The sequence below is a fragment of the Arthrobacter sp. SLBN-112 genome, from assembly GCF_006715225.1.
Classification (GTDB): Bacteria; Actinomycetota; Actinomycetes; order Actinomycetales; family Micrococcaceae; genus Arthrobacter.
In genome coordinates this window covers 21844-42300 of sequence record NZ_VFMU01000001.1, presented here as the reverse complement: position 1 = coordinate 42300, position 20457 = coordinate 21844, and the positions used below count along the sequence as shown (strand labels likewise).

Genomic DNA, 20457 nt, shown 5'->3' with positions numbered 1-20457 from the left:
GGATCGGCAGACGCTGTGAAAGGCGAAGGTGGGACCCGTGAATGGAAATCAAGAATTGCCCTCCATGGGCTCAGGTGAACTCGCCTCCTTGCCGATACAACTGCAGGCACTGGAGATTATCGACGACATTCTCAGCGGCGCAGATCCAGGTGAAGCGGGCGTCCGTGAATCGCTCAACCGCCATGTGGCCATGCACCCGGGCCAGCCCGAGAAGGCACTGCTGATGCATATGCTCACCGTTCGCCGGCCATTTCAGGATCAGGGGCGGGGCCCGTGAATCTTCACTGCACCGGATGGGAGGCCGGTAACCGATGGACTTGAGAAGTGTCCAACAACAAGAAGCCCAATATCTGAACATCGGCTTCAACCACGCCGGCGTCACCCTTTGGGAACTGTGGCTGCGTTACTACAGCCTGGGCGGCGATGCCAGCGAACCTGCCGTCGCAGCCCACTTGGCTGGAGAGTCGGCCTTGCCTGGCATCCAGCAGCAAATACTCCACGTGGCGCTCAGTGAACTGAGTGCGGAGGCAACGCCTCAGTCGGGCGCAGGCAGTGATCCTTTTGCCGCTGGTCAAACACGGATCCTGGGGATCGCCCCCGAGCCGCCTTCCCGCTAGCGAAAGGTGCCGATTCACAGGGGCAGGTGCGCGGTTTTACGACGCCGGCGCCGGCTGACAAAGGTAGGGCCCGCCGGCTGCGGGATGCCGGAGAGATCGGCGCCGGGACGCCGTCGTCGTAATTCCAGCGCGAGGCCTTCCTGCCCGCGCGCCATCGCCCAGCGATGGTTCGCGGCGAAGGCGGGCTTAAGCAGCCAGCCCAGCCGCCGCAGGAGCGGTTTTGACGGGCTGACCCGCCAGTCATAGATGACGACCGTTTCCGGCCCGTCCTGCTTGAAGGTCCAGCGTCCGGTGCCGTTGAGGTCGCCCTGGGCGGAGAGGGCAAGTCCTTGTTCGGTGATGGGCTCGGTGACGGTGAGCTTCCACTTGAGCGTGTATGGCAGCCAGCCCTTGGTGTGAAGGAAGAATGCCTTTCCAACGCCGCCAGGGCCACCGGACTCCAAAGGCAAAACCGACAAATACACCGAAGGCCACCAGCGGTCCAGTGAACCCGCATCACCCAAAACGTCCATCACCTCGTGCGGGGTCCCGGCCACCCGCCAGACGGTCCGGAATTCATAGCCGTTTCTGCCTTCGGATTTCCCGTCCATTGCCGCCTCCACGCACGGATTATTAGTTCACGGTACGTGTGGGACGGCACGTAATCAACGGGCGCCGTCAGCACGGCTTCGAGCGAAATGCGTAATGCCCGGACGCGTACTTCGCAAAACTACTAATCATGCTTAGTATTATGTGGCGCGGGCTGCCCGCTGGGGGCAGAGCACCCGCGCCGCACCGGAGGTCTCAACCATGGACAACGAAATGCGTCCCCTCACTGATGAAGAACTGATGTCGGAGCAGGCCACCGCACTGCCGGACAAGGAAGTGGCATCCGTCCTGGACCTGAACGCGGACCTGGACCTGGGCATCAACGCCGCAGCACCCATCGACCTCGCCGTCGCCGCCAACGCCAACGTGGCCGCACCCATCGATGCAGCCGCCTCGGCCAACATTCTCTCCTTCGGCTCCGACGCGCAGGCACTCTCCAGCCAGGACGCCGTGATCGACCAGGGCATCACGGCCGACGCCAACGCCGACTCCACCCAGGACAGCGTGATCGGCCAGGCCGGCGACACCGCCGACGCCGGCACCGATGCCGGAACCACGGACGGAACGGCCGGCGCGGTCACCGATCCCACCAGCACCGGCGGGCTCACGGACGCGGCCGGCGTGCTGAACGGCAACCTGCTCAACGTCGACGTCAACCTGGACGCCGACGCCGCCATCGCCGCCCCCATCAACGGTGCCGTGGCCGCCAACGCCAACGTGGCTGCCCCCATCGATGCTGCCGTGGCCGCGAACATCGGCTCCATCGACAGCCAGGCGTACGCCATCTCGGACCAGAGCGCCACCATCAACCAGCACATCGACGGCGAAGCCAACGCCACCGCTGACCAGCAGTCCGACCTGCAGCAGTAACAACGATGACCCACGCCCACGGCGGGCCGCCTCCCGAGGCGGGCCCGCCGTCGTCACGCGCCACCCTTGCCCAGGATCCGCCGGACCGCAGCACTATTACGACGGCGGGAGCCCACCTTCCCGCCCGGGCCGACGGTGTGCAGCTGCTCGGCCCGGCCGAGGGGTCCGGCTACCGGACACCGCCCGCCCTGGTGCGCCGCGCCGACGGCCAGACCCTCCAGCTGACCCCGCTGCTGTACCTGGTGCTGGAGGCCGCCGACGGGACGCGGGACCTGGAGGACATGGCCCGCCATGCCAGCGAGGGGTTTGGGCGGCTGGTCAGCGCGGAGAACGTCCGTACGCTGATCGACTCGCAGCTGCTGCCCATGGGCCTGCTCCGGCTCGCCGACGGCACCCAACCGGAGGTGAAGAAGGCCAACCCGCTGCTGGGCCTGCGGTTCCGCTACATCGTGTCCGATCCCGACCGCACCCGCCGGATCACCACACCCTTCGCCGTGCTGTTCAACCCGCTGATCGTGGTGGCCGTGACGGCCGCGTTCCTGGCGGCGTGCTGGTGGCTGCTCATGGTCAAGGGCCTCGGCTCCGCCACGCACGAGGCCTTCGAACAGCCCGCCCTGCTGCTGCTGATCCTCGCCGTCACCATCCTCTCCGCCGGTTTCCATGAGTTCGGCCACGCGGCCGCCACCCGCAAGGGCGGGGCAACCCCAGGGGCCATGGGCGCCGGACTCTACCTGCTCTGGCCCGCGTTCTTCACGGACGTCACCGACTCCTACCGGCTGGGCCGCGGCGGCAGGATCCGCACCGACCTGGGCGGGCTGTACTTCAACGCCATCGTGGCGGTGGCCATCATGGGACTGTGGTGGGCCACCGGCTTTGACGCGCTGCTGCTGGTGGTGGTCACGCAGATCCTGCAGATGGTCCGCCAGCTGATCCCGCTGGTGAAGTACGACGGCTACCACATCCTGGCCGACGCCACCGGCGTGCCGGACCTGTTCCAGCGGATCAAGCCCACCCTCCTGGGGATCCTGCCCTGGCGCTGGGGAAACCCGGAGAGCAAGGTGCTGAAGCCCTGGGCGCGCGCGGTGGTGACCCTCTGGGTCATGGTCACCGTGCCGCTACTGCTGTTCAGCATGGTGATGATGGTGCTCTCCCTGCCGCGGCTCCTGGCCACCGGCTGGGCCAGCCTGGGCAAGCAGCAGGAACTGCTGGCCGCAAGCCTGACCGCCGGGGACTTCGTGGGCGTGGCCGTGCGGGCACTGGCCATCGTGGTGGTGGCCGTCCCGGTCCTGGGCCTGCTCTACATCGTGGTGCGGCTCCTGCGCCAACTGGTCACGGGCCTGTGGCAGAAAACCCGCGGCAAGCTTGGCCAGAGGATTGTCGCGATGGGTGCCGTGGCGGCCCTGCTCGCGGGGCTGGCCTGGGCATGGTGGCCCGACGGCGGGACGTACCGTCCGGTGCAGGCGTACGAACGCGGGACCCTGGGTGACGCCACCCGGGCTATTTTGCCCAAGCGCGACGGCGGTGCGTTGCGGCAGGGGAGTGCCGGGCGTACGGTTGCGTTGTGGCCCGCAGGCTCCAGCAAACCGACGCGGGACAATCCGCAGTTGAGCATGGTGCTGGTGCCGGTTGAGTCCGGTGCCTCATCAAAGGGTGGCGCTGCTTCTTCCGGCACTGTTGGTTCCGGTACTGCGGGACCGTCCTGGGTGTTCCCGTTCGACCGGCCGGCTGCTCCGGAGGGCGACGGGAACCAGGCGCTCGCCGTCAACACCACCGACGGGTCGGTTAAATACAGCGTGGCATTCGCGCTGGTGTGGGCCGAGGATGGAGACGCAGTCACCACCACCAACGAGGCCTACGCCTTTGCCAACTGCACCGGCTGCGCGGCGGTGGCAATCGGGTTCCAGGTGGTCCTGGTGGTGGGCCAGGCCGACGTCATTGTTCCGCAAAACCTCTCCGCGGCCGCCAACTACAACTGCCTGGACTGCCTGGCCTACGCCCTGGCCAGCCAGCTGGTGCTCACCGTCGACGGGCCCCTGGACGGGGACAGCAAACAGCAGCTGGAAGCGCTGTGGGCACAGATCGCCGAGTACGGCAGGAACATCCAGGACGTTCCGCTCTCCGACATCCAGGCCGCGCTGAACGGGTACAAGGAACAGATTACTGCCATCATCAAGGGCAGCTCCGGGACAACATCCTCCGGGGCGACATCCCCGGCATCAGCTGACCCCGCCCCCAGCTCCACCCCGTCCGGCGCCCAGGCCGAGCCCACCCCCCCGGCCCAGGAGACGGCCCCCGCCGGTGTGTCCAATCCGGCCCCGGCCCAGGAGGCAACCGCCCCTGCCGGACAGTATGTGGAAGGCGGGCAGCCGACGTCGTCCGTTGTGTACCCCACGCCCGAGCCCACCGTGGATTCCGGGGGAGGGGAGACTCTGGTGCCGGTGCCGACTTCCGGCGCCGGCTGATTGCGGCCCGCCTTTGCCGCCTGAGCCTGCCGCCGCCGTCGTGCCTTCCTGCCTGCTCCAAGCACTTTATGGAGCAGGTGGGGAGAATGCGCAACTAATGGTTGCGCTTGGCGCGGAGCGGGCTTACGCTATCAGCAACCAACGGTTGCGAATAGAAAAGGAAGCATCATGGAACTCAACAGCATTGAGCGGGAAATCCACATCGAAGCCTCGCCGGACGTGGTCTTCGAAGTGATCAGCGCGCCCCAGCACGTGCGTCAATGGTGGCCCGATGAGGCGGCCTATGAACCGACGCCGGGCTCGAGCGGGGACATCGTCTTCGGCGACCGCTCCGCGGCGGATGCGAAGGTGGTGGCCCTCACGGTGGTGGAGGCCGAGCCCTCGCGACGCTTCGCCTTCCGATGGGTATACGACGACGCCGAGGCCACGCCGGAAAACTCGCTCCTGGTGACGTTTGACCTGGTTCCGTCGGGCTCCGGCACGCTGCTGCGCTTTACCGAGACGGGATTCCGGGACAAGGGCTGGGCGCTGGCTGAACTCGAGCAGAACTACAGCGAACACGTCCACGGCTGGGACTACTTCCTGCCCCGGCTGGTCACGTACGTCACGCGCCTGGTGGCGGCGCGATGAGCCTGACCGTCGACGACGACCTCTGGCAGGCGGTGGGGGATCCCACCCGCCGGAGGATGCTCGACCTGCTTTTGGCCGAGGGTGGCGGCACCGCGACCGGCCTGAGCAGCCGGCTGCCCGTGACCCGGCAGGCGGTGGCCAAACACCTCGAGGTTCTCCACCGGGTAGGGATGGTCAACGTCAGGCCCGCGGGCCGGGAACGCATCTACGAGGTGAGCGAGGCCCAGCTCTCACGCGCCGTTGAACAGTTGTCGTCGGTCGGCGCCGCATGGGACGCCAGGCTGCAGCGGATCAAGGGAATTGCCGAGGCAATCCAGCGCAGCGCCGAGAGGCAGGTTCCTAATTAAGGCTGCCGTCCGGAGCCGTTGCCGATCGCGACGGGAAGCGCTCCGATGGTGGCAGCGACTCCTCACTCGAAGGCAGCCTGTTGGAGAATCTCCCGTGCTACATCATGGAGTGGTGTACTCTCTCCACGCGAGCGGGCCAACAGTACCTCTAAAGCCTCTTCTGAGTTCAAATTCATGCGCTCAATCAGGATCCCTTGCGCTTTTGAAATCATGTCTCTGCTGGAGAGGGCCTCCGCCAGTTCCGCACTCATCCGTTGTGCAGCTTCCCGGTCCCGAATGCGGCCGAGCAAGACCGCGGCTGGGACGGTGAGCCGCTCGATCAGGAAGACCGAGTTGTCATCAAATGCCAGTGGGCGGGGGGAGTAGACCTTCAGGGCACCGATTTGTCTTCCCTTAGTGGTCAGCGGTGCGCTGAGAACGGAACGGATGGGAAGATCCGCCACCGCTGCCGCCCATGCAGGCCACCGCGTCTCTTCCTGGGTGTCCTGGATGATGATGGGGCGCTGTTCTGCCCAAGCGCTGAGGCACGGTCCCTGGCCGAGCTCGTACTGCAGTTTGTCCGCTGTGAGCACGACCTTATCCGTGGCGCCGGTGCTCTCGCTGGGGCCGCGGGAATTGATGATCGACGCCCCGGCTCCTGCGGAGTTCGGGATCGAGTCCTTCAACACGTACGCCAGGGCCTGTACCGCTTTGGAAGCATCCTCCTCGCTGAGGAGGCCGCTAATCATCCTCCCGGTTATTCCGGGGAGTTCATAGGCTTGGGGAAGGGAATAGTTCATAGCTGTACCTTGTCCTGCCGGCAATCGAGGCCCGTCACACGGATGGACATGATCAGGCAGCCGTCGGGTAGCTGGCGAGGATATAATCGGCGGCTGCCGGGCCTACCATTCGCAGCCGGCTGTCATGAACGTCCACGTCCCGGCAGTGCATCGCTGCCCGGAAAGTGATGTCGGGTTTTGGGTCTATCCCATGCAGGAGGCACCAACTGACGTACAGCCCGTAAAGGCAGTCGGCGGTCAAGGGGCAGTCCGTATCGAAATCAGGGACGGTGGCTTCTGCAAGGAACGTTGAAAAATGCGAGGTGGCCATGTTGGCTCTCTTTCCCCGATGTGCATCTGGCCGCCAGCAGGCTCTAGCGGTACTCCTCAAAGGCCCTGCACTGACCAAAGAGGGAACGCCCCAGCAAAGTGTGACGCTTGCCACTTAGGATGCACCAGTCCGGGGCCTCCTGTCCAGCCCGGGCAGGCGGGAGGCGCGGGCGGACCCGGCAGCTCGTCAATAAAGGGTAGGGTCTTCTTCTGCCCGGCAGGGATTGATGTCATAAGCTGGGAAGGAAGCGTTTTGCAGTGGGCGTCTTCATGCCGCACTCGGTTCTCAGCGGTTGAGGATACTTCGTGAGGATGCCGCCGTGGACGCTCAGCCCTTCAGAACTGCAGAACTGCAGGACGGGATCTACTCCCTACTCCAGGACATGGTTCTGGAAACCTCGGACGCCGAGGAGTTCTTCCAGGAACTGGCAAGCTTTTCCTCGTCCCTCCTTTCCCCACCTGAATCAAAGGTGCACTGCAATGTCACCGTGGCACGCAGGAAGAAACCGGTCACGGTAGCCTGCAGCGACGCCAGGGCCCGGGTGATGGATGAACTCCAGTACGCGTTCGGCGACGGCCCTTGCCTGATGGCCATGCGGACCGGTACCACGATCTACGTCCCTGACGTGTCACGGGAACACCGCTGGCCCGGATACATCCAAGCCGTCGCGGAAGAGGGAATCCAGTCAATCCTGGCTGTTCCCCTGCGGTTGGAGGGCGAATCCACGGCGGCCCTGAATATTTACTCCTCGCGGCCGCATGGCATTTCCGGTGAAGACATCGCCCGTGCTGAACTGTTCGGTGAACAATCGGCCAAGACTCTCCGGTTGGAGCTGCGCCTGACCCGGCTGCAGGAGGCAAAAGACAATCTGGAAGCGGCGATGAAAAGCCGGACGGTTATCGATATTGCCGTCGGTGTGATCATGGCGCAGAACCGCTGCAGCCAGGACGCGGCATTCACCATCCTGCGGAGAGCTTCCGGTTCCCGGAACATCAAGCTCCATGAGGTAGCGGCAGGAGTCATCGGAGCCATCTTCCCTCAGGCCGCTGCACTTCAAACCCACTTCGATGAATAGCAGTGCCGGCAGATCGCATCCCGCCGCCATGTACATGTGTCGTGTTCATGGGGTGAAGGGCACCTGACGAACGTTGCTGGCGTGGCCACCGAGGTGCCGGTGCATTCCTGGTGCCAGGTTAAAGGGGCAAATGCGCGGTTTTACGCCGCCGGCGCCGGCTGACAAAGGTGGGGCCCGCCGGCTGCGGGATGTCGGAGAGATCGGCGCCCGGCCGCCGTCGTCGTAGTTCCAGCGCCAGGCCTTCCTGCCCGCGGGCCATCGCCCAACGATGGTTCGCTGAAAAGGCGGGCTTAAGCAACCAGCCCAGCCGCCGCAGGAGCGGTTTTGACGGGCTGACCCGCCAGTCATAGGTGACAACCGTTTCCGGTCCGTCCTGCTTGAAGGTCCAGCGTCCGGTGCCGTTGAGGTCGCCCTGGGCGGAGAGGGCAAGTCCTTGCTCGGTGATGGGCTCGGTGACGGTGAGCTTCCACTTGAGCGTGTATGGCAGCCAGCCCTTGGTGTGCAGGAAGAATGCCTTTCCAACGCCGTCAGGGCCACCGGACTCCAAGGGCAAGACTGACAGATACACGGAAGGCCACCAGCGCGCCAGGGAACCCGCATCGCCCAAAACGTCCATCACCTCGTGGGGAGTCCCCGCCACCCGCCAGACGGTCCGGAATTCATAGCCGTTTCTGCCTTTGGAATTGCCGCCCATTGCCGCCTCCACCACGGATTATTGTTTCACGGTACGCGTGGTGCAGCACGTGATCAACGGGCCCTACAGCTGCCGAACCAAGGCCGCTGGTGCCGGATCACAGTTGCGGCGGGGGCTGAGGCGAACACCCTGGTTGCCGCGCGGACCCGGGGGATCTGATTGGGTAGGGCAGGCGTCAACTGGGGTGCAAGCTACCCTTATGGCGCCTTCGGCGGCGGGAGTACCGTAGCTCCTGCCGGAGAACCCCTGGGCTGGCGGGATTCCCATTTTTGGGTAATCGGCTGGGGACCCAGTTGCGCCCGCCCCTCGTCTTTGGGCCGGGCCGCCTTCCCATCTCCCTTGCCGCATCCAAGGAGGCCAGCGGTGTACACACGAACTGTCCCGGTCATTGCTGCCGTTTTTCAAGCTCTGTTCCTCTCCGCAGGGCCAGCCCCTGCCGCAACTTACACTGACGGCGAAGTCCTCAACACCTACGTCGACTGCCCGCTAGAGCGCATCGGCACCCAGTTGGTCCGCTGCGACAACCTCACCGGCACCGGGGTTGATGCGCCCTACTGGATTCCCGAACAGAAGTAACACCAGCCGCAGAGGTCTCCGCCTTAGTGCTCAGAGCCGCTGGGCTGTTGGGCGGGGCCTGCCCAACCGCGCCTGCCAGCTGCACCGCGGTCTCTTCGGCGTATGCCGTGATGGGGCCAAGGTGCGTCTGACCTGCGAAAACTTCCACCGGGTCCGCCCTGGAGCCGTCCGCGGGCGCCGGGTAATTGACCGAAACGCAGTTTTGTCGCGCCTGCACCGGTACATTCAGGCCAATAGTAAGTACACTTACCAGTGGACGTAGTGTCCAGCAGTGTGGCGCTGCGTTCCCGGCCCGGGCCGGTCTCCAAAGCCCCCGCTTCGCCCTGCCCGGGCAAGACCAAGATGGGGCTTCCTACTTCTTGCCTGCCTTCAGGTCTTCTACCGCCTTGGCCACCCGGCGCACACGTGTTTCCGATGTCTTCGCCTCAATAATCGGCTCCACGTAGCGGCGTTGGCTGCTGTAGTTCAACGTGCCGTAGAAGGCCTTCGCTTCCGGTTCGGCTTCCATGGCACTGGCCAGGTCATCCGGAACCTCAATGACCCGCGGCTCGGTATCCACTTCCAGCCCCACCTCGACGGTGTCCCCGGCAGATACTCGCGTCAGTTCACGGTTCGCCGCGCTCACGCTGACCATGTTCTTGCCGCCCATCACCGCGATGCTGCTGCGGTAGCTTTCGCCGTTGACGGTAACCACCACCGGCGGCCGCCGTCCGGCATCGAGTGCAGTAACGATCTCCTCCGGGACCTCGATGCCTGTCTTGTTCCCGCTGCCCTGGATGGTGGTGGTGAATTTCATGTTCACAGAATGTATGCCTTCCTTGGGGTATCGACTCAGAAGCGTGACGAGGCGGTGGATGTAAAGGCGGGCGTTGTAGCGAGCGGGTTTCCTGCCACATCCGTCAGCCCGGACGACGGCGCATAGGCGGGGAAGTCTGCTCCAACATTGGTCCCCTGGGCACCGGTGTTGTTCTTGGTGGTCCCCAGTTGGATAGTCAGGGAAAACGTATCCGGATTCCAGCTCACTGTGCTCACGCCGGTATTGGTACCCACGAAGACCACTGGTGAGGCAGTGGACGCGTAGTTGGCATTGGAGCCCAATGAGATGGTTCCGATGTTCAGCGTGCAGGTCTTGCTTGTTACGGCCATGGTGTTGCTCGTATTGCTGCCACTGGTGCTGTGATTGAAAGTGACCGTGACATCGTTATTCGCTTTGAGGGTCTGGGCGCCCGTGTTGTTCCAGAGGGAACAAATCTTGCTGGCGTCGAGGGCTTCGGAGTACCGGATTGTCAGTGTGTCGCCGGCATCGGCTGTGCCTGCCGTTGTGCCTCCTCCAAGGAGGGTCACGGCGCTAATGCTTGGCAGTGCCGTGTCCTTGTTGGTGATGCCTGCTGCGGTGGCCGTGCCGCTGTTGCCTGCCGCGTCGGTCGAGTCCGCGGTGTAGATCAGCGTGCCATCGGGAAAGGAGGAAAGGTCCATTGTCGTGTTCCATGAAGTGCCGGTGGGCGTGACCGTCTTGGTAACGATTGACGAGAGACCAATTCTGACTGTGACGTTGACGGTGGCTCCTGCCTCAGTGGTTCCGCTGACAGGGACGGCATTGATGTTGCTGCTGCTGTTGACGTACGTCGGCGCAGTGATGGTCGGGGCTGGTGCCGCTGTGTCCTTTGTTCGTGAGGTGGTGTAAGCCGTGCCAGTGTTCCCCGCCGCGTCCTTGACCGTCACCGAGTAAGTGACAGGCCCGTCACTGAGTGCGGACAGCTTGAGGTTCAAGGACCAGCTGCCCGTGCCGGATGTCGTCGCGGTGCCCGTCACTGTGTGGGCGGCGCCGGCGTCCGTGGTGGTAACGGTGACGGTTCCGCCGGCTTCCGCGGTGCCGGAGACCGGTACATCGGAGGCGTTGGCGATGTTCACGTACGCCGGCAAGCTCAGGGACTGGGATGCTGCAGGAGGAACAGTGTCTTTGATGCTTGTTGCATTCCTGGCCCCGCCCGTGTTGCCGGCCTGGTCAGTGGCGGTGGCCGTGTATGTAACCGTGCCCTGGTCCAGGCTGTTCACGTCGGGGCTGGCGGACCAGGCTCCCGTGTCGGAGACGGTGGCTGTGGTTGTGACGGAGTGTGCGGCGCCCGCGTCACTGGTAACAAGGGTGATTTTGGCACCGGCTTCCGCCGTTCCCGTGACCGGAACTGCGGCGACATTGGCGGAGTTCACGTAGGCCGGAACGGTGAGCGAGGGCACGTCCGGGGCCTGGCTGTCGATCCACACCGCCTGCGTCTGTGCCGCGCTGGCGTTGCCGGCGTTGTCGGTGGCGAAGTAGGAGATGGTGTGCGTCCAGTCGCCCGTGACGGGAATGGTCGCAACGGCGCCATTCACGGTCTGCTTCGCGCCGCCGTCGACCGCGTAGGTGATGGAGGCGACGCCCGAACCGGCCGCCCCGTCGTCGGCGGTGATGGTCACCGTGACCGGGCTGGTGTTGTTCCAGCCGGCAGCGTTCGGGGTGGGCGACAGGCTGGAGACCGAGGCCACCGGGGCGGTGGAGTCACTGCTGACGCCGGTGCTGCGCGGGCTCTCGGCGCCGGTCCACAGCGCGATGGTAGGGGTGACGCTGTAGTACCAGATGCCGCCGGGGACGTTCTGTTCGGTGCACGTCAGGGTGGTGACCGTCCCTGTGCACCCGCCGGTGGCCGGCGTTCCGGTGCCACCCGTGGCAGCCGCGTACCTGGTGACCGTGTAGCCGGTCGCCGCACGGCCGTTGACCGTGGTGCCGGCTGCCCAGCTGACGCTGAGTGTGGCACCGCTGGCCGTGACGGCAGGCCTGGATCCTGGGGACAGGGCGTCCGCCGTGGCCGCGGCATTGTTGCTGCTGGTGGTGGAGGCCCAGAAGCCGTAGGCGGCAGTGGCCGTCCCGAGCAGGAGCAGGACCGCTGTGACAATCCACGCCAGCCGTCCTGAGTGGAGGCGGAAGCCGAACGGCACCTTCCGCAGGGCGACGCTCATTTGCGCACCTCCGCCGTGACGGGAAGGTGGAAGGTGGCGCCCTGGCAGGGTGCGAGTGAGGTGGTATCCATGGCGGCCAATCCTGGAAGGGTGAGCAGGGTGGACGAGTTTGCCGGAATGAACGTTGCCGGTGACAATGGCGCGGCGGTTCCGGTGAAGCTGACCCCGGTGGTGGTGCAGCCCGAATGCGCGGTGTCCGCCGTTGCCGGCCCGTTGGCGGTGACGCTGTAGACCTGCACCGAGTAGGGATTGGGGTTGGAGAAGCGGAGCACGACGTCGGCAGTGCCGCCGGGAACCAGCGTCGCCGTGGGGCCGTCCCCGGCCACGAGCGCGTCCACGGTGACGGCCTGCATGGTGCCCGCGGCTGCGGTTCCCGTGCCCGTTCCGCCCGCCGTCCAGAAGGCGTAAGCGCTGCCGGCACCTGCGGCGATCAGTGTTCCCGCGAGGGCCGCTGCCTTGAGGGCCCTTCCGGCCCTGGCAGTCCTGGTGCTGGTGGTCATCTCAGTTCCCCTGTCCTGATCCCGAGTACGCCAGCTGGAGGGTGGCACCCTTGCAGCCGTCCTGGTTGGCGGACGTGTCCAGCATTCCCACCTTGGGCCATGCAGTCTGTGTGACGCGGAGGCCGGAAAGGGAACTGCTGCCGGCCGGTACCGTCAGTGGGTAGGGGCCGCTGTACTGGATGACGGTGAAGTCCGCCGTGGTGCAGGGGAGGTTCCTGGCCGCGGCGTCCGCGCTGCGGGTGACCCCAGCCACCGCCACTGACATGTTGGTCAGTGCCAACGCCTTGTTGTTGGGGTTGTTGATCTGCAGGTCCAGGCCGGCCGACGTGCCGGGGGACAGCGTTCCGGGGACGTTGCCGGAGAGGACGAACTGCTTGATGGTGGAGTCCAGCACCAGCTGCACGTTCGAGTAGGCATACTGCGACTTCCCGCTGGAATCCTTGCCCGTGCCCACCAGGTACAGGTTGTAGCTTCCGGTGGGGGGCGTGGCGGTTGTGGCCACCTGCAACGTGGTGGAGGTGCCGGTCACCGGATTGGGCGAGAACGACGCCGTGGCGCCGGAGGGGAGTCCGCCCAGGACGCTGAACGTCACCGGCCCGGAGAGGTTGTTCCGGGTGAGCTGAAGCGTGTACACCGCGGTGGCGCCCGGCGGGACCGACAGCGAATCCGGGGCAGCGGCGACGGAAATGGTGGAGGAGATTCTGTAATTGACGGTGAGGCCGGCGGTGACACTGCCGGAGACCTTGCCGCTGGTGCCGGTGATGGTCAGGGAGCTGGTGCCCGCCGGCGTGGCTGTGGCAGTGGTGACGTTCAGGGTTGAGGTTGCGGTGCTTCCGGAGTTAAGGGTGACGGACGACGGCGTGAAGGCACCTGCCGCTCCGGCCGGCAGTCCCGCGGTGGCCAGGTTGACCGCGCCGGTGAAACCTCCAGTGGACGTCAGCGTCACCGAGTAGGTGGCTGCCTGGCCCTGCTGGACGGACTGGCTGGCAGGGGCGACCTGCACCGTGATGCCCGGCTTGGGATTGTTTGCCGCCGCGATCAACGCCCCCGCGCTGGCCAGTACAAGCAGCAGCGCCACCACCGCAGCCTTGATACCGGTCCGCGTGCCGCGCCGCGGATGTCCGTCCTGTTTGTGCACCCCGTGCCCCTTCCACTTTGGTGCGATTGACGGCAAGCCGGGGACGGGCTTTGCACCCGTCCCCGGCTTGCTCGTTTGTTAGTTGCTACCGACGGTCACCGTGATCAAGGCGCCCTTGCAGGCGTCCTGGTTGGTGGCCGGGTCGTCGTTGAGTGTCAGTGTTCCGTTCCCCAGATCCGTGGTTGCGCCTGCCAGGACTGTGGTGGGGCCGGCCGGGACCGTGGCCGAGAACCAACCGGGCAGGCACTTTGCGTCGCTCGTCGAGACCTGCGGGTTCACCAGCGTCACCGAAGTGCTGCTGGTGTTCGGGTTGGTGGCGGTGTAGTTGATGTTCTTGGGCGTACCAGGTGCAACGCCCGGGGCCACCGTCACGCTGATTGAGACCGGCTGGGTCCCGGACGCTGCCGCCGCTCCGCCGTTACCCGAACCTGTGGTGCTCCAGTAGGCGTAAGCGGTGCCGCCCCCGACGGCCACCAGAGCAGCGGAAGCGGCAACAGCGGCGATCTTGTTCTTCTTGGTCATTGGGCGCATGGAAAGACTCCTTGTAAGTGTGATTGAGAACCCGTTCCCCCATGAGCGGCCCCATCCAGGTGCCTTTCGGTGGATCGATGACCCAATATTCGCGGGCCCGAAACAGGCGCAACAACACGTACCGGTACCCGTCTTTCCAGGCACCCGCCATTTTCGCTACTTGGATGCGCCCGCCGTTACTCACACGTATGCAACGGTGCTGACCTGCAGGGATTGCGGTGCAGCCCGGGAAATCAGGGCAGGGGACGCCATAACGAGTAGTGCCCGGAGATGGGCCCAATAACGCCGCTGACCTCGTTCGCGAGCGTTCACATTTGGGGGATTACCGGGTGTCTACGTCTTCGAAAACCAGGAACGTCTGGGTGTCCAGCACGCCCGGCATGGTTTGCAGCTGGTCGAAAATGACCCGGCGGAGATCGATGTTGTCCACGGCGCGGACCAGCAGGATCACGTCGAAGTCGCCGCCCACCAGGGCAATGTGGTGCACCTCAGGGATGGCGCCGAGCTGGTCCCGCAGTTCGCGCCAGGAGTCCTGCTTGAGCTTCAGGGTCACGTACGCAGAGGACTTCAACCCCGCCTTGATGGGATCCACCAGTGCCGTGAACCGGGTCAGGACGCCGTCGCCGGTCAGCCGGGCGATCCGGCTGTAGGCATGCGCGCGGGAGATGTGTACGTTTTCCGCCACCTGCGTCACGGACATCCGGCCGTCGCGGGTGAGTTCACTGATGATCCGCCGGTCTATCTCGTCCAGCGCCACCTGATCGCTGCCGGCATCCTTGCCCGCCATTGTGCCCACTCCCGCCGTAACCTGCGCCGCTACAAATCGTCTCCCATACTAGGCAGATTTGAGCACTGTTCCTGCTTCAGGGCAGGCAGCGGATACTAAGCGGGCGCACGGCAGGACATTAGGACGAATAATGCCTGCTGAAGGACGGCAGTCCCTGCGCCTCTCAGGAGCGTGTGGAAGGGGACGCTCCGGGATGGGACTCGAACTGTTCAGCTGCGTCCCGGATAAAGTCGCAGTCGCTGGGGGAGAGAAGTGTCTCGCCGTGCCGGTCCTGGTCCAGCTGGGCGCCGGTGCTCTTCATGATGCCTGCCGCGACCGTGCGCGGAAGGATGGTGCACCCGGGATTCTCCACGAGCCACTGCCGTGTTTCGGCGTCGAGTTGGTCCCACAACTTCTGTATTTCCATAACGGATGCCCCACCTGTCACTGTTGTTGAGGAAATGCAGCCCCGCCAGGGTGTCCCGGGACGGTGCGTATTGAACGTCGGGCTGAACCGCTGGCCGCTAATGAGAGGCGGAGGGGACCACGCTGTCCCCTCCGCAACCATCCCCGCAGCAGCAACCCCCAACGGGCTGATACCCGGCACCTGTTGCGGAGCCTTTCCCCCTATAGCGGGCGGATAAGCAGGGTTTGACACAAAGACATTTTTGTCAATTCCCTGACATCCGAGTTTGCCCCTTCGGACACGGAGAGGTCAACGGATTCTTCAAAATGACGGATAAGTAGGGACTAAAGTCCCGACCGTGAAGAAACTGCTATGAGGGGCAGGAAGGGGGCCGCGCAGCCCCGGCATCAATCGTTACTGCTGTCCTCTTCGCTGCGGAGCTCGTCCAGGGCGGCCTCCAGCAGGGTCATGTGGCAGGTCCGCGCCGTCATGATGAGCCGTCCGGCTGCTGCTTCTGAGCTGCAGCCGGTGCGGTCCGCTATGGCCCTGCACGCGTCCGCGATCACCGAACGCGACACCAGTGCTGTTTCCGGCGCCGAGATCCGCTCACCCCATGCCGCCGTGAATGGCTCCTCCTCCGGCAGCGGACCAAGGGAGTGGAGGGCGGCCGTTGTCCGGGCGTGCAGGACGGACCGGGCGGCGGCGAGGAGTTCGGCAGCCTCCGGGTAGGCCAGCCGGTAGACCAGGCGGCCGCCGGAGCGGGCGCAGTCAATTAGTTGCTGCGCGCGCATCTGGGCCAGGTGCCGGGACAGGTGCGAGGGTTTCACGCCGGTACGCTCGCAGACCTCAGGGATGGACAATTCGCCGTGGGAAAGCAGTTCCAGGATGGTGGCCCGGACCGGATGGGCCACAGCCTTGAACACTTCCGCGGCCGCGTACATTGACGCTCCGGCCGATCCACGGTCAGCGGCCTCATGCCCCCGAATCTGGCGGCTCTCAATATCAACGTCGTAGCTGTTCATGCCCTGCGCTCCCTTCGGCTACGCATCCCATTATCCGACGCCCCGGGACTGCTGACACTCTCCCGGCACAGAAAAATACCACGATGGAAATGTGGTCCGGCTGTCCTGCCCGCCGATTCGTCCACAACCCCTGCCGGTAACCCACGTCACACTTACAAATCGTCTTCCGGCAGACCCCTTTGCGCGCAGCTTCTCCACTATTTCCGCAGGTGCTGGATACGAAACCGGCTTCAGGACAATACTGGGAACGAATAGTGGCTACCGAAGGACGGACCAATGACGATCTCCGCAGACCACACCGCGCCGCACAGCACCAGCACGGAAGCCGCAGACAATGCGCTGACGGAAGCTGTGAAGAAGTTCGGCATCACGGTGGAGGATTACATGCTCCCCGCCCGGCACCAGATCCAGATGGTGGACCCGGACGGCCGGCTCATCCCGGAAAGTGAGCAGGGCACCCAGCCCGGCCACGAATACCCTGTGCCCGGCGATGACGAACTGTTGGCAGCGTACGAACGCCTCGTCGTCGGCCGCCGCGTCAACGACCAGAACTCAGCCCTGGTGCGGCAGGGCCGCATGGCCGTCTACCCGTCCAGCCACGGCCAGGAAGCATGCCAGGTGGCCGCCGCCCTGTGCCTCTCCGACGCCGACTGGATGTTCCCCACCTACCGTGACGCCGTGGCCGTGATGACCCGCGGCGTAGACCCCGTGCAGGTGATGACCATCTTCCGCGGCGACTGGCACGGCGGCTACGACCCCCTCAAATACAAGGTGGGCATCCAGTGCACCCCGCTGACCACCCAGCTGCTGCACGGCGTGGGCGTGGCCCACGCCGCCAAGCTCCGCGGCGAGGACACCGTGGTGCTGGCCATGTGCGGCGATGGCGCCACCAGTGAAGGCGACTTCCACGAAGCCCTGAACTTCGCCGCCGTCTTCCACCTGCCCGTGATCTTCTTCGTCCAGAACAACAAGTACGCCATCTCGGTGCCACTGGCACACCAGTCCGTGGCGCCGTCGCTCGCGCACAAGGCCGTGGGCTACGGCATGGCCGGCGAACGCGTGGACGGCAACGACGTGGTGGCGCTCCTCGCCGTCCTGGACCGCGCCGTGAAGCTGGCCAGAGAAGGCTCGGGCCCCCTGCTGGTGGAAGCCAACACCTACCGCATGCAGGCCCATACCAATGCCGACGACGACACGCGCTACCGGGAAAGCGCTGAAGTTGCGGAGTGGCGGGCCAAGGACCCGATCAACCGGATGCGCACGTACCTGACGGAGCGGGGGCTCCTGGACGACTCCGCGGAGGAGCGGATCGCTTCCCACGCCGAGGCCGTGGCTGCCCAGCTGCGCGAAGGCCTCAGCGAGGACGTGCCCGTGGACCCGCAGGAACTCTTCCGCCACGTCTTCGCCACGCCCACCCCGCAGTTGAAGGAACAGTCCGCCATGCTCGCCGACGAGCTCGCCCGCGACGCAGCATCTACCGACTCGAAGGAGGCCGGCAAGTGAGCCCCACCATCACCACCTCCTCCGAGGCCAACGGCAACGTTTCTGCCGCTACCGCCCGCGCCGCAGCCTCCGCCGCCGCGTCCGCCGAGGCAGCCGGCCCCCAGCCCGTCACCATGGCCAAGGCCCTGAACACCGCCCTGGCCGACGCCATGCACGCCGACTCCTCCGTCCTGGTCTTCGGCGAGGACGTGGGCATGCTGGGCGGCGTCTTCCGCATCACCGACGGCCTGACCGCCACGTTCGGCGAGCAGCGCTGCTTCGATACCCCCCTGGCCGAATCCGGCATAGTGGGCATGGCCGTGGGCATGGCCATCAATGGGATGCGCCCGGTGATCGAGATGCAGTTCGACGCGTTCGCCTACCCGGCGTTCGAGCAGATCGTCAGCCACGTGGCCAAGATGCACAACCGCACACGCGGGGCGGTCAAGCTCCCCATGGTCATCCGCATCCCCTACGGCGGCGGCATCGGGGGAGTGGAGCACCACTGCGACTCCTCCGAGTCCTACTACGCCCACACCGCCGGCCTGAAGGTCTACACCCCGGCCACCGTGGCGGACGGCTACCGGATGCTCCGCGAGGCCATCGACTCCGACGACCCCGTGGTGTTCATGGAACCCAAGAAGATGTACTGGACCAAGGACTCGGTGGACCTGGGCGAGCTGCGCCGCCTGCACACGGAAGGTACGACGGCGGGACTTGGCTCTGAGGGGCGTGCCGCCGTCGCGCGTCCCGGCACGGACGCAACCTTGATTGCCTACGGCCCGTCCGTCCCCACCGCTTTGGCTGCTGCGGAGGCCGCTGCTCTGGAAGGGCGCTCGCTGGAAGTCATCGACGTGCGCACCATCGTCCCATTCGACGACGACACCGTGTGCGCGTCCGTCCGCAAGACCGGCCGGGCCGTGGTGATCGCCGAGGCGCACGGCTTCGCGTCCGTGTCCTCCGAGATCGTGGCCCGGGTCCAGGAGCGCTGCTTCCACTACCTGGCCGCCCCCATCCGCCGCGTCACCGGATTCGATGTCCCGTACCCGGCGCCCAAACTCGAGAAGTACTACCTGCCCGGCGTGGACCGCATCCTCGACGCCGTTGACGACCTTCAGTGGGAGAACTGACCATGAGCGAACCACGCGTGTTTTTGCTGCCTGACCTGGGCGAAGGCCTCACCGAAGCCGAACTGGTGGCCTGGCATGTTTCCGTTGGCGACGAGATTGCGGTTGACCAGCCCATCGCCGAGGTGGAAACCGCCAAGTCCGCCGTGGAGGTGCCGTCGCCGTACGCCGGGATCGTCGCCGAACTCCACGGGAAGCCGGGCGAGACCCTGGACGTGGGGAAGCCGCTGATCTCGGTGACGCCCCTTGGCTCCCCTGTGGCCGCCGCTGATGATGCCGCCCCCGCCCCTTCGCCGGACGGCCATGCTGCAAGCAGCATGCCGTCCGGCTCCGACAGGCCCGATGCCACTCCCGGGGCGGCATCATCCGCGTCGAGTGCGTCTGAAGCTGCAGCCGAGACCTATCGGGAAGAGGAGAAAGCCGGGTCCGGGAATGTCTTGATCGGGTACGGGACCCCTGGCGGGCATGGCGTTGCACGGCGGACCCGTGCCCCGAAGTCTTCGGTCGCCGTTGCTGAACCTGCCAAGACCCCCACCGAGGACGACCTCACCCTTTTGCGCACCCGCGTGCCCGGCAAACTCGGCGCCGTGATCTCCCCGCTGGTCCGGCGCATGGCCCGGGAGCATGGCGTGGACCTCGGCGAACTCCCCGGCTCCGGCGAGGGCGGGCTGATCATGCGCCGCGACGTGGAGAAGGCCATCCACGCTCCGGTGGTTGAGCCTGCCCAGGCCAAGCCTGCAGAAACCCAGCCTGCCGAAAGCACCGAAACCCAGGGCGCAACCGATGCCCGCACCGGGCTCCCCATTGCTGCCCGCACCCCTGTCCGTGGAGTCCGCAAGGCCGTGGCCGCCAACATGGTCCGCAGCCGCTCCGAAATCCCGGAAGCAACCGTGTGGGTGGACGTGGACGCCACCGCCCTGATGGAGCTTCGCGGGGAACTCAAAGCCAACGGTGCCGAGGTTCCCGGGCTGCTGGCGTTCGTCGCCCGGTTCGTCACCGCGGGGCTCAAGAAGTACCCGGAACTGAACACTCGGATCGAAACCGCGGAGGACGGCTCCCAGGAGATCGTCGCGTTCGACGGCGTCAACCTCGGCATCGCCGCGCAGACTGACCGCGGCCTGGTGGTGCCCTCGGTCCGGGCCGCGGAGAAGCTGACCGCCCGGGAACTGGACGCGGAGATCCGGCGCCTCACCGACGTCGCACGCCAGGGCAAGGCGACCCCCACGGAACTGGGCAGCGGCACCTTCACACTGAACAACTACGGCGTGTTCGGCGTGGACGGGTCCGCGGCGATCATCAACCACCCGGAGGTGGCCATCCTGGGCATCGGCCGGATCATCGACAAGCCGTGGGTGGTCAACGGCGAGCTGGCGGTCCGCAAGGTCACGGAGCTGACCCTTACCTTCGACCACCGGGTCTGCGACGGCGGCACAGCAGCCGGCTTCCTCCGTTTCGTGGCGGACGCCATCGAAAACCCGACGTCACTGCTGGCGGATATCTAGCCCTTCCCACCCCGGAAGAGGCGTACGACGGCGGCCGCGTG

Annotated in this window: 23 protein-coding genes; 11 read left to right on the top strand and 12 right to left on the bottom strand. The window is 65.6% G+C overall.

The features are described 5' to 3' along the window. Positions 1-37 precede the first annotated feature (37 nt). Positions 38-277, top strand: a complete 240-nt coding sequence (locus FBY33_RS00220) for a hypothetical protein (protein ID WP_235010190.1) — start codon at positions 38-40, stop codon at positions 275-277. 34 nt (positions 278-311) lie between these two features. Then, positions 312-617: a hypothetical protein gene (locus FBY33_RS00215; RefSeq protein ID WP_142028775.1), complete on the top strand. Its 306-nt coding sequence runs from the start codon at positions 312-314 to the stop codon at positions 615-617. A gap of 14 nt (positions 618-631) precedes the next feature. Here the strand turns inward: FBY33_RS00215 and FBY33_RS00210 are convergent, their stop codons facing one another. Further along, a complete protein-coding gene (locus tag FBY33_RS00210; RefSeq protein WP_142028774.1) occupies positions 632-1207 on the bottom strand; it encodes an SRPBCC family protein in 576 nt (191 codons plus the stop codon). Positions 1208-1406: 199 nt separating this feature from the next. Here FBY33_RS00210 and FBY33_RS00205 point away from each other — a divergent pair, with 199 nt between their 5' ends. The 4 genes from FBY33_RS00205 (at position 1407) to FBY33_RS00190 (ending at position 5514) form a co-directional block, all read left to right on the top strand. Continuing rightward, positions 1407-2075, top strand: a complete 669-nt coding sequence (locus FBY33_RS00205) for a peptidoglycan-binding protein (protein ID WP_142028773.1) — start codon at positions 1407-1409, stop codon at positions 2073-2075. Positions 2076-2080: 5 nt separating this feature from the next. Continuing rightward, positions 2081-4537 carry a hypothetical protein gene (locus FBY33_RS00200; RefSeq protein ID WP_142028772.1) on the top strand — a complete coding sequence of 819 codons (2457 nt, stop codon included), beginning with the start codon at positions 2081-2083 and terminating at the stop codon, positions 4535-4537. 168 nt (positions 4538-4705) lie between these two features. After that, positions 4706-5167: an SRPBCC family protein gene (locus tag FBY33_RS00195; RefSeq protein ID WP_142028771.1), complete on the top strand. Its 462-nt coding sequence runs from the start codon at positions 4706-4708 to the stop codon at positions 5165-5167. After that, positions 5164-5514, top strand: coding sequence for an ArsR/SmtB family transcription factor (locus FBY33_RS00190; RefSeq protein WP_142028770.1), 351 nt, complete (start codon positions 5164-5166; stop codon positions 5512-5514). Before FBY33_RS00195 ends, FBY33_RS00190 begins: the two co-directional genes overlap by 4 nt. A 62-nt stretch (positions 5515-5576) precedes the next feature. On the opposite strand, the gene FBY33_RS00185 is transcribed toward FBY33_RS00190, so the two are convergent. Together FBY33_RS00185 and FBY33_RS00180 are read right to left on the bottom strand one after the other, a co-directional pair. After that, the gene (locus FBY33_RS00185; protein ID WP_142028769.1) at positions 5577-6293 is read right to left on the bottom strand and encodes a GAF and ANTAR domain-containing protein; all 717 of its coding nucleotides are present in this window, start codon (positions 6291-6293) and stop codon (positions 5577-5579) included. Between the two features lie 52 nt (positions 6294-6345). Continuing rightward, on the bottom strand, positions 6346-6603 hold the full coding sequence (locus tag FBY33_RS00180; RefSeq protein ID WP_142028768.1) for a hypothetical protein: 258 nt from the start codon (positions 6601-6603) through the stop codon (positions 6346-6348). Positions 6604-6922: 319 nt separating this feature from the next. Between FBY33_RS00180 and FBY33_RS00175 the strand changes: the two genes are divergently transcribed. Beyond that, positions 6923-7678: a GAF and ANTAR domain-containing protein gene (locus FBY33_RS00175; RefSeq protein WP_235010187.1), complete on the top strand. Its 756-nt coding sequence runs from the start codon at positions 6923-6925 to the stop codon at positions 7676-7678. A 118-nt stretch (positions 7679-7796) separates the two neighbouring features. Here FBY33_RS00175 and FBY33_RS00170 read toward each other — a convergent pair whose 3' ends face one another. Beyond that, positions 7797-8372, bottom strand: coding sequence for an SRPBCC family protein (locus FBY33_RS00170; RefSeq protein ID WP_142028767.1), 576 nt, complete (start codon positions 8370-8372; stop codon positions 7797-7799). Positions 8373-8735: 363 nt separating this feature from the next. On the opposite strand from FBY33_RS00170, the gene FBY33_RS00165 reads away from it, so the two are divergent. Then, positions 8736-8948 (top strand): hypothetical protein, encoded by a 213-nt coding sequence (locus FBY33_RS00165; RefSeq protein ID WP_142028766.1) that lies wholly within the window; start codon positions 8736-8738, stop codon positions 8946-8948. Between the two features lie 352 nt (positions 8949-9300). Here the strand turns inward: FBY33_RS00165 and FBY33_RS00160 are convergent, their stop codons facing one another. The 8 genes from FBY33_RS00160 to FBY33_RS00125 all read right to left on the bottom strand — a co-directional run bounded on the left by FBY33_RS00160 (position 9301) and on the right by FBY33_RS00125 (position 16305). After that, positions 9301-9744 carry a YdeI/OmpD-associated family protein gene (locus FBY33_RS00160; protein ID WP_142028765.1) on the bottom strand — a complete coding sequence of 148 codons (444 nt, stop codon included), beginning with the start codon at positions 9742-9744 and terminating at the stop codon, positions 9301-9303. 35 nt (positions 9745-9779) lie between these two features. Further along, positions 9780-11942, bottom strand: a complete 2163-nt coding sequence (locus FBY33_RS00155) for a beta strand repeat-containing protein (RefSeq protein ID WP_142028764.1) — start codon at positions 11940-11942, stop codon at positions 9780-9782. Next, on the bottom strand, positions 11939-12442 hold the full coding sequence (locus tag FBY33_RS00150; RefSeq protein ID WP_142028763.1) for a hypothetical protein: 504 nt from the start codon (positions 12440-12442) through the stop codon (positions 11939-11941). Before FBY33_RS00150 ends, FBY33_RS00155 begins: the two co-directional genes overlap by 4 nt. A gap of 1 nt (position 12443) precedes the next feature. Further along, on the bottom strand, positions 12444-13580 hold the full coding sequence (locus tag FBY33_RS00145) for a COG1470 family protein (RefSeq protein WP_142028762.1): 1137 nt from the start codon (positions 13578-13580) through the stop codon (positions 12444-12446). 78 nt (positions 13581-13658) lie between these two features. Further along, positions 13659-14111, bottom strand: a complete 453-nt coding sequence (locus tag FBY33_RS00140) for a hypothetical protein (RefSeq protein ID WP_142028761.1) — start codon at positions 14109-14111, stop codon at positions 13659-13661. A 322-nt stretch (positions 14112-14433) separates the two neighbouring features. Continuing rightward, the gene (locus tag FBY33_RS00135; RefSeq protein WP_056329293.1) at positions 14434-14898 is read right to left on the bottom strand and encodes an Lrp/AsnC family transcriptional regulator; all 465 of its coding nucleotides are present in this window, start codon (positions 14896-14898) and stop codon (positions 14434-14436) included. 163 nt (positions 14899-15061) lie between these two features. Continuing rightward, complete coding sequence (locus tag FBY33_RS00130) at positions 15062-15304, bottom strand: hypothetical protein (RefSeq protein ID WP_142028760.1); 243 nt, start codon at positions 15302-15304, stop codon at positions 15062-15064. A 386-nt stretch (positions 15305-15690) separates the two neighbouring features. After that, on the bottom strand, positions 15691-16305 hold the full coding sequence (locus FBY33_RS00125; RefSeq protein WP_142028759.1) for an ArsR/SmtB family transcription factor: 615 nt from the start codon (positions 16303-16305) through the stop codon (positions 15691-15693). Positions 16306-16581: 276 nt separating this feature from the next. On the opposite strand from FBY33_RS00125, the gene pdhA reads away from it, so the two are divergent. Genes pdhA through FBY33_RS00110 form a run of 3 tightly spaced genes read left to right on the top strand, consistent with a single transcriptional unit; the run spans position 16582 to position 20416 of the window. Next, a complete protein-coding gene (pdhA, locus tag FBY33_RS00120) occupies positions 16582-17808 on the top strand; it encodes a pyruvate dehydrogenase (acetyl-transferring) E1 component subunit alpha (protein ID WP_142028758.1) in 1227 nt (408 codons plus the stop codon). Next, positions 17805-18917: an alpha-ketoacid dehydrogenase subunit beta gene (locus FBY33_RS00115; protein ID WP_142028757.1), complete on the top strand. Its 1113-nt coding sequence runs from the start codon at positions 17805-17807 to the stop codon at positions 18915-18917. The genes pdhA and FBY33_RS00115 overlap by 4 nt, the downstream gene beginning before the upstream one ends. A gap of 2 nt (positions 18918-18919) precedes the next feature. Beyond that, positions 18920-20416, top strand: a complete 1497-nt coding sequence (locus FBY33_RS00110) for a dihydrolipoamide acetyltransferase family protein (RefSeq protein ID WP_142028756.1) — start codon at positions 18920-18922, stop codon at positions 20414-20416. Positions 20417-20457 lie beyond the last annotated feature (41 nt).